The organism is Kocuria coralli (genome assembly GCF_008831305.1).
Lineage (GTDB): Bacteria > Actinomycetota > Actinomycetes > Actinomycetales > Micrococcaceae > Kocuria > Kocuria coralli.
Window position 1 is genome coordinate 1 of the sequence record NZ_ML708668.1, and the last position, 256, is coordinate 256.

1 protein-coding gene is annotated in these 256 nt (G+C 46.1%); it reads right to left on the bottom strand.

What is annotated here, in order from left to right; translation table 11 throughout:
• Nucleotides 1-256 (bottom strand): class I tRNA ligase family protein (locus FCK90_RS15275; RefSeq protein ID WP_158035151.1); only part of this gene is annotated, 256 nt, incomplete at both ends.

Here is a 256-nt window from a genome sequence, read left to right on the forward strand (position 1 = left end):
TGTTTCACGACGACCTTTACGTCCATTTTCGTCTGTTACGTTTACCCAATCATGCAAGTTGGCAAGTGGTGATTCGCCTGTTCCTGATGGTTTGATTTCTGTTGCTTTTGGCAGAAGTAGTGGTAGTTCTTCTTCTGGTACAAGCGTTGTTTCCCCGTCTTCCCAGTGGATAACTGGAATTGGTTCACCCCAATAACGTTGTCTACTGAACAACCAGTCGCGCAAACGATACGTGATTTTACGGCTACCGATGCCT